A 7,841-nucleotide genomic window follows, 5' to 3' on the forward strand; every position below is an offset into this window, starting at 1 on the left:
TGTTAAAATGAGTACACGTGGTCTTCGCTTTCACTCAGCAGCAATTCATTATTTTGATGCTGTACGCCGGTGCGGTTCAATCAGGGAAGCAGCCAGACAATTAAATGTCGTATCTTCTGCTGTAAACAGGCAAATTTTAAAACTCGAAGATGAAGTTGGAGCACCATTATTCAATCGGGTGCCTTCGGGTATGGTACTTACTCATGCAGGTGAGTTATTTTCAAGACATATCAGTTTAGTACTGAGAGATACTAAGCGATTGCAGAATGAATTGGATGCACTGAAAGGGCTTTATAAAGGTCATGTTGAAATTGCGAGTGTTGAAACACTAGCGATTAATTTCCTGCCAGAGATTATTGAAAAATTCCAGGTCAAATATCCTAATATAACTGTAGGGGTTACAATTTTAGGCTCAAAAGATATCCCTAATGAAATCATTGAAAATCGGGTGGATCTAGGCTTGGCTTTTGCCTTGCCAAAGCATAATGATTTGCACCAAATAGCAATATCCCATTTTAAATTAGGTGCAATTGTATCGACTGACCATCCGCTGGCTTCTCAAAAGACGGTGTCATTCCATCAGTGCCTCGACTATGATGTGATTATGCCAAAACCTAATTTGTCTATTTATCAACAGTTGGCGCCATTATTTGCGGGTGCACAACATGCTATTCCAAATTTTAAAATACAAACGAGTTCTTTGGAATTAATGAAACAGTTAATACTCAGGAATAAGGGAATTGGTTTTCAGACATTCTTTGGGTTGGAAAATGAAATAATTAATAATCGCCTTCGCTATATTCCGCTTAATGATAACAATGGTATCTACTGTGATTTAGGTCTGTATGCACGTAAAGGTCATTATCTTTCTACAGCAACAGACGCTCTCTCCAGGCTTATTACAGATGAAATCCTACAAAGAGGCGAAGCTGGACAATAAACATAACCTGAAAAGTACAACTAAAAAGCTAAGCCCTTATCGAAATCCCTCAATAAAGGCTTAGCTTTGTTTATTTTGGATAAGCAGCATCCACGCCTTTAACGAAATAATTCATACTCATCAATTGCGTATTTGAGAGATGTTTACCTTTTCCCAAAAGTAATGTTCCATCTTGTTTGTAAAGTGGTCCACTAAACACAATATATTGACCGTTACGAATTTTATCTCGGACTGCCAAAACCTTCATTTTTTCATTGTTAGAGACCATTGGACCAAAACCTGCTATATCGATGGCACCTTCCTTGACACCATACCATGTCGATCCCGACTTCCATATTTTGTTATGCACTTGCTGCAAAACAGGAGTATAGATTTTTTCCCAATATAACACTGATGCAGCTAGGTGACCTTTAGGAGCAAACTTACTCATATCTGAGTTCCAGCCAAAGCCAAATTTCCCTTTTTCCTGAGCAGCTTTAACTACAGCGGGTGAGTTGGTGACTTGTGATAATATATCAGCATTTTGCGATATTAATGCAAGTGCAGCCTCATGCTCTTTTCCTGAATCAAACCAAGTGTTAATCCAGACTATCTTGGTCTTAATTTTTGGATTTACAGATTGAGCCCCAAGTGTATAGGCATTGATGTCTCTAATGACTTCAGGAATTGGGAATGGTGCTACAACACCCAAACATTACTTTTAGTCTTATAGCCTGCCAATACCCCTTGCAAGTAAGAGCCTTCATAGGTTCGGATATCATAGACTCCCACATTTTTTGCAGTTTTATATCCGTTCGCATGCATAAAAATGGTGTTCGGGAACTGTTTAGCTACCTTTTCAATGGCATTCATATACCCGAAGGTAGTAGCAAATATAACCTTATTTCCTTGTTGTGCGAGTCTCCGAAATGTACGTTCAGAGTCGGCATTATCTAGAATATTCTCGATATAAGAGGTCTTAAATTTACCCTGTAAGGACTTTTCTGCTTTCAGACGACCTATATCGTGTGAATAAGACCAACCATAATCGTTTTTATGAGCGACATAGACAAAAGCCGCTTGATCAGCGGCCAATGCTGGATTGGCCCCACTGATGAGTAAAAGTCCTAAAAGACTGGCATTTACGAAAATATTTTTTAAATTAAGTAGGTTATTCATGCTGATTCTCTTTGAAGAGTATCAGTTGAATTTTGTTTTGCCATAAATATTGCCAGTCGCTCCTCATAAATCTCACGAATATAATGGGCAACACTGCAACTGTCGGCAAACATGTTGTATTTCCAATTTAAACCATACGACTCTAAATTGATATTATCAACAGTCATAAGTTGAACTTTAGAATTTGGATTGTTCAAGTAGCTATCAATGATTTTACGAATGACTTCTTTGGTTGGTGCAAGCTTATATGCATGCCAGAAGTCTGTATGCCATTCACCTTCCGTAGGTTGATTAAATGGATACTGAATTCCTCGGCCAGGACGATTTGTTCCTAAGCCATTATATGGTCCTGTTTCAAATGCTAACCAGTTAACTGGATTATTCGGGACTGCAGGACGGATCTGCCCCCATGTAACTAAATTTCGATTCAGCCAATCATCTGCAAAACTATCATTATTAAAAGGATCTAACTTTCTGATAGCTTCAGGATCATCACGCATTTGTGATACAGCAAGCTCAATTTCATTTTCAATTTTAAAAATACAATGGCTGTAATCCATTGCAAACTCAAACGGCACACCTTCTTTTTCTATAAGATCTGCCACCGGAATTACTCGACGATAATCTTCAGACCAGTTATCAACGTGGCACTCTAAGGTAACCGTTATTCCTTTACTTTGAGCGTAGGTGTAGAAATCGATATAAGTTTTAGCAACTTCTTCGTTCGTTACATAATGACCATCTGCATGTTTTGCCCAAATCATCATGTTGTGGAATTTGGCCCCTACAGCGGCACTACGATTAATATCCTGTTTGAATGCTTCCTCATCCTTGCCAATGACATATAAGCCACAACCAGAATAAATAGGGATATTTGTTTTCTGACTTGCCTTGATGTAAGCATCTATTTGACTATCTTCAAGAGGGATACGATCCAGAAAATCAAAGACCTCCGCAGCTTTTAGCATTTCGAACTGTTCGAGAATAGTAGGCTCATTCAGGCTTACTGGTCGTTCTTTTGATGAGTTTTGAATGCCTAAACCAGCACAACCTAGAGGAAACATTTTTTTCATAATTTTGATACCAACTGTTGAATAAATTAAACGGCTTCTTTTTTCGATGCGTAAGTTTTTTGATACATATAGGCTAGGTATTCACCTACAGTCATTTCTTTAGGTTCAGCCTTAAATTGATCACCTAAATTTTGCAGCGTTTTGATTTTGTATTCGTAATCCAAGTCAAAGAAGGTTGGAACCGAATAACGTGAGACACCTGCTTTACTATTGAAAACACGGTGCATATTTGAGAGGTAGAGTCCATTAGTCATGAATTGGACTAAATCACCGAGGTTTACGATAAAAGTATCTGGTATGTGAGGTGCACGTATCCATTCACCCTCACTATTGCGTACTTCTAGTCCACCTACTTCATCTTGCAATAAGAGCGTCAGTAACCCCCAATCAGTGTGCGCACCGCACCCTAGCTGATTGTTTACAATTTTTTCAGATTGAGGAGGATAGTGAAGCATACGGGTAATAATGACAGTTTCATCATAGCCTGCCTCGAAGTAGTTTTCTTCAAGCCCAAGAGAAAGTGCCAATAGGCCAGCTAGATGCTTACCCAGTTTTAAAGTCTGTTGAATATAGGTTTCGGTCTGGGTCTTCATTTCAGGAAGATCTTCAGGCCACTGATTCTGCCCATGTTGTGGATAGCCTTTTTGGACATATGGGTGACTTGAATCTAGATTTTTCCCTGACATGAACCCTTCTTTTAAGTCAGGAGGAGAGCCTTCATCAAGTGTTTGAGCTGCCATTGGTTCATAACCACGAAGGCATTTGGAGTTTTTGAAATCAATTTCTAGTTTCTTTTCAATCGGAAGGTCAAAAAACTGTTTTGCAATGTCTAATTGTTTTTGGAGAACTTCAGAAGCGATACCATGATTTTTAATATAGAAGAAACCTGTTGTTCTGCATGCTTTATGGATTTCCCACGCAACAGATTTCCGTTTTTCTAGGTTATCGGAAAAACTGTCGCTTAAGTCGATTACTGGAATACTTTTAGCCGTAGAAGGTGGTGTGTATATCAACATTTTTGTGGCTCTTTGAACTTTGTTGTTATCAACTTAATGACAATTTAATTCCGTGCATAGCAGAGAATCTCGCTCAACTCGTTGCCAAAAAGGCAACACTAAATAAAGTCAGAGTAGTAATAGGAGTCCAAGTAATTCAGCATCAATTAAGAATTGTGATGAGTTATAAAATGCTAGTTATTCGTTAAGTTTAGATAAGAAGAACAATAATAAGAAAAGTGTTCTAAAAATTAGAAATACCATTCCTAAAGTCTTTAATAGACAGATAGAAAAGAAAAAGTCATGATGAAGCAATGCTAAGAAGTTTGAATTAATCAATAACTTATAAGAGGGGCAGCGCTAAAATGAATGCAATACCAGTTCTCAATTTATTCACTCAGCCACAATGTAGTCAATTTGACCCAAATGACTGGAATATTCTAGCGCAGCATTGGTATCCGGTAGTTCAAATCCAGGATGTAACGACTCAACCGCAACAAGTTCAGCTTCTTGATGTCAAAATGGCTATTTATAAAACTGAAAGTGGAGAAATTCATCTGGTCAGAGATATCTGTCCACATCGAGGAGTGCCATTAAGTAAAGGATGGGTAGAAGGTGAAAATATTGTTTGTCCCTATCATGGGCTCAACTATAACGCACAAGGTAAGTGCGTAAAAATCCCTGCTCAACCAGAACTTACCCAAATTTCAGATCGGTTCACCTTAACTAAATTCCCTGTAGTTGAGAAATATGGACTAGTTTGGACCAGCTTATTTAGCCGTGATGAAAGTGAAGCTAATTTTCCAGTTCTTGAAACTTGGGATTCGGATGAACATCAATCAATACTCCCACCATTTGTTGATATAGCAGGTTCTAGTGGTCGTCAGCTTGAAGGTTTTATCGATGTGGCACATTTTGCCTGGGTGCATAACAAGGCATTCGCTGATCGTGATAATCCAGTAGTGCCAAAATATGAAACTGAAAGAACAGATTATGGACTTAAAACGATTTATATCTCTACAGTAAGTAACTTTCCTCATAGTTTGAGACATTTAGAGCCAGAGAATTTCTTATGGAAACGAGAATTTGATGTATATCCTCCATTCTCGGCAACACTTACTGTCTATTTTCCTAACAATGGGATTTTAAAAATTTTGAATGCTTGTTGTCCTGTTTCGCATAATCAAACCAGGCTATTTGTTCCGTTGACACGTAATTTTGATACGACGGGTGACCTACAGGCTGTATATGACTTCAATGCACAAATTTTTGCAGAGGATCAGGATATTGTTGAGAGTCAAAAACCGGAAGAACTTCCATTAGATGTTTCAATGGAGGCGCACTTTGCAGCAGACAAATCTTCAACGACATATAGACGGATATTGGCAGAATGGGGATTAAGTAAAAGATATGTGGTCTAGAGATATAAGATAACCGATTATCTCGATTGGTTGAAATATAAGGGAGGTAGTCTCCCTTATATTTTTAGAGATTGATTTCGCAGAAATACTAATATAAAAGTGACTAACCATTTATCGTAATTTCATTGTCTTAGCTTCTTCTAATTAATAAACTTGATTTTGTTACAATATCAAGTTTATACAGGGAGAGACATAGATGGTAAACCAGTATGGTGGAAGTAGAGAAGGGGCAGGACGTAAAGCTCTTTATGATGAACCTACAAAAGTTTTGCGTGTTCCAGAATCTCGTGTAGTTGAAATCAAGAACTATCTCGCAAACTCAAAGAAAGCCAAGTGAACCGTACCGGGTTTGTCGGAGACTTTTTTATTTAAGTTAGGCCACCTGACCTAACGGGTTAATCTTATCATAGTACATTGCTTCAAACTCAAAAGGCGATACATAACCCAGTGCACTGTGTACACGCTTTTTATTGAACCAATCTACCCAGTTTAGTGTCGCAAGTTGTACATCTGCTAAACCTTGCCAATCTGCTTTTAAATATTCAATCACCTCTGTTTTGTATAAGCCATTCACCGTTTCAGCCAGAGCATTATCGTATGAATCACCAGTTGTACCGACTGATGCTCGTAAATTTGCAGCTTCTAAACGATTGGTATAGCGAATAGAAAGATATTGAACACCTCTATCGGAATGATGAATCACATTCTTTGGCATGCCTCGATCGTGCAATGCTTGCTCCAATGCATCGAGTACCATATCTGTATTCATCCGTGTAGATACTTTCCATCCAACAATTGCTCGTGAGAACACGTCAATAACAAATGTACTATGATAAGATTAACCCGTTAGGTCAGGTGGCCTAACTTAAATAAAAAAGTCTCCGACAAACCCGGTACGGTTCAATCGTTTTCAACATACAGAACTGCTCCACTTTGAGCTGCGGTAATAAAGCTTTCTCGAAGTGCACAAGCTGCCTGAGAAGCAATTTCTCTCTCATCGTCATTTTCATTAATTACATTTACTGCTGACATTGACGTAATCCTGAGTAAAGCCTACGTAAATCATATTCTAAGTCAGGTAGACAGGATAAAGAACTAGAGACCTTTCTAATGCTTTGATCGACACACACAATAGCTTCTTTTCAAATCAAGGTAGGCATTATGTGTGATCTGAATTTTATATTAAATTTCAATAACTTATAAATATTAATATTTGAGTTTTATTTTTACTACATAAATACAATAACATTTAAAATCAAATACTTATATTATGTGCAAAATTTAGAGCTTAACATCACACATAATACCTACCTAACTACCTTAGTTACAGTCAGGACTCTGATCCCACATGATGAAAATTAAAAATATGGACTCGTTTAAGCTGTCCTATATGTACTTCTTTCCAGTGGTGTTTTTCCCATTTTTAAATATCTACCAATTTAGAAACAATCCAGACCTTCAATCATGGCTATTCAGTAACTTACTGATCAGCATTACAGTAATTTTGGTCCCACTTTGCCTTAGTTTAAGCATGCTTATCACTAAGTTTTTATACCAAGATCACAACAAAAAAATGGAATACAACGCCATGGGGCTTGGGTTGTTGTGCCTAATTTTTCTCATGGGCAGCAACTACTACCAGTTCCATAAATTTACAGCAGGAACGTACCTCAGCATTGACCATTATCGCATGGCGTTAATGCTGAGTTTCCTCATCGGATGCTTTGTATCAAGCCTCTGCTTTGCCTTGAAATATAAGCAATATTCAAAAAAATATGACACCGACTTCAACCTCAAAACCCAAAGATTCATGCTGAGTGCATCCCCACTGTTATTGATCGCCATCACAGCCATCTTTGTGGTTTGGTAATCCTCCCATAAATAACTGAATTTAAAAGTAGAGGTTAAGCAGCCATCAAAGGTGGTTTGCCTCCGTTAGCTTGATGTGGTCGTTCATGATTGTAGTGCCACAACCACTGTGTTGCATAATCTTGTACTTGCTCCAATGTATCGAACAAATGTTTGCTCACCCAACTATAACGCATTGTACGATTGTATCGTTCGATATAAGCATTTTGTTGTGGCTTGCCTGGTTGAATATATTCAATACGGATACCATGCTCAGCTGCCCAACGTACGAATTCGTGGCTGATAAATTCAGGTCCATTGTCGCAGCGAATCACAAGCGGTTTGTCTCTCCATTCGAGCAATTGGTTAAGTGTACGAATGACGCGCAGTGCAGGCAGTGAAAAAC

Annotated in this window: 7 protein-coding genes and 3 pseudogenes; 4 read left to right on the forward strand and 6 right to left on the reverse strand. The window is 38.2% G+C overall.

Annotated elements, in window-relative coordinates; all coding sequences use genetic code 11:
• Nucleotides 1–7 precede the first annotated feature (7 nt).
• On the forward strand, nucleotides 8–940 hold the full coding sequence (locus M5121_RS13060; protein ID WP_112987697.1) for a LysR family transcriptional regulator: 933 nt from the start codon (nucleotides 8–10) through the stop codon (nucleotides 938–940).
• A 70-nt stretch (nucleotides 941–1,010) separates the two neighbouring features.
• Here M5121_RS13060 and M5121_RS15930 read toward each other — a convergent pair.
• From M5121_RS15930 to M5121_RS13075, 3 genes and pseudogenes are all read right to left on the reverse strand, one after another.
• A pseudogene (locus M5121_RS15930) lies at nucleotides 1,011–2,098 on the reverse strand (BMP family ABC transporter substrate-binding protein).
• Entirely contained in the window at nucleotides 2,095–3,171 is a 1,077-nt protein-coding gene (locus tag M5121_RS13070; protein ID WP_000738084.1) for an IolE/MocC family protein, read from the reverse strand. Before M5121_RS13070 ends, M5121_RS15930 begins: the two are co-directional and overlap by 4 nt.
• Nucleotides 3,172–3,197: 26 nt before the next feature.
• Entirely contained in the window at nucleotides 3,198–4,187 is a 990-nt protein-coding gene (locus M5121_RS13075) for an isopenicillin N synthase family dioxygenase (RefSeq protein WP_112987696.1), read from the reverse strand.
• A 344-nt stretch (nucleotides 4,188–4,531) separates the two neighbouring features.
• On the opposite strand from M5121_RS13075, the gene M5121_RS13080 reads away from it, so the two are divergent.
• Together M5121_RS13080 and M5121_RS13085 are read left to right on the forward strand one after the other, a co-directional pair.
• The gene (locus M5121_RS13080; RefSeq protein WP_000991568.1) at nucleotides 4,532–5,587 is read left to right on the forward strand and encodes a Rieske 2Fe-2S domain-containing protein; all 1,056 of its coding nucleotides are present in this window, start codon (nucleotides 4,532–4,534) and stop codon (nucleotides 5,585–5,587) included.
• Between the two features lie 196 nt (nucleotides 5,588–5,783).
• Nucleotides 5,784–5,921 (forward strand): annotated as a pseudogene (locus M5121_RS13085) (hypothetical protein); the annotation flags it as partial.
• 39 nt (nucleotides 5,922–5,960) lie between these two features.
• On the opposite strand, the pseudogene M5121_RS13090 reads toward M5121_RS13085, so the two are convergent.
• Both M5121_RS13090 and M5121_RS15880 read right to left on the reverse strand, forming a co-directional pair.
• A pseudogene (locus M5121_RS13090) lies at nucleotides 5,961–6,419 on the reverse strand (IS3 family transposase); the annotation flags it as partial.
• A 68-nt stretch (nucleotides 6,420–6,487) separates the two neighbouring features.
• Complete coding sequence (locus M5121_RS15880; protein WP_260390456.1) at nucleotides 6,488–6,619, reverse strand: hypothetical protein; 132 nt, start codon at nucleotides 6,617–6,619, stop codon at nucleotides 6,488–6,490.
• 316 nt (nucleotides 6,620–6,935) lie between these two features.
• Here M5121_RS15880 and M5121_RS13095 point away from each other — a divergent pair, with 316 nt between their 5' ends.
• Nucleotides 6,936–7,457, forward strand: coding sequence for a hypothetical protein (locus M5121_RS13095; RefSeq protein WP_249571397.1), 522 nt, complete (start codon nucleotides 6,936–6,938; stop codon nucleotides 7,455–7,457).
• A 34-nt stretch (nucleotides 7,458–7,491) separates the two neighbouring features.
• Here M5121_RS13095 and M5121_RS13100 read toward each other — a convergent pair.
• Nucleotides 7,492–7,841 (reverse strand): integrase core domain-containing protein (locus M5121_RS13100; protein WP_249571398.1); only part of this gene is annotated, 350 nt, incomplete at its 5' end.

The organism is Acinetobacter sp. ANC5681 (assembly GCF_023488045.1).
GTDB lineage: Bacteria > Pseudomonadota > Gammaproteobacteria > Pseudomonadales > Moraxellaceae > Acinetobacter.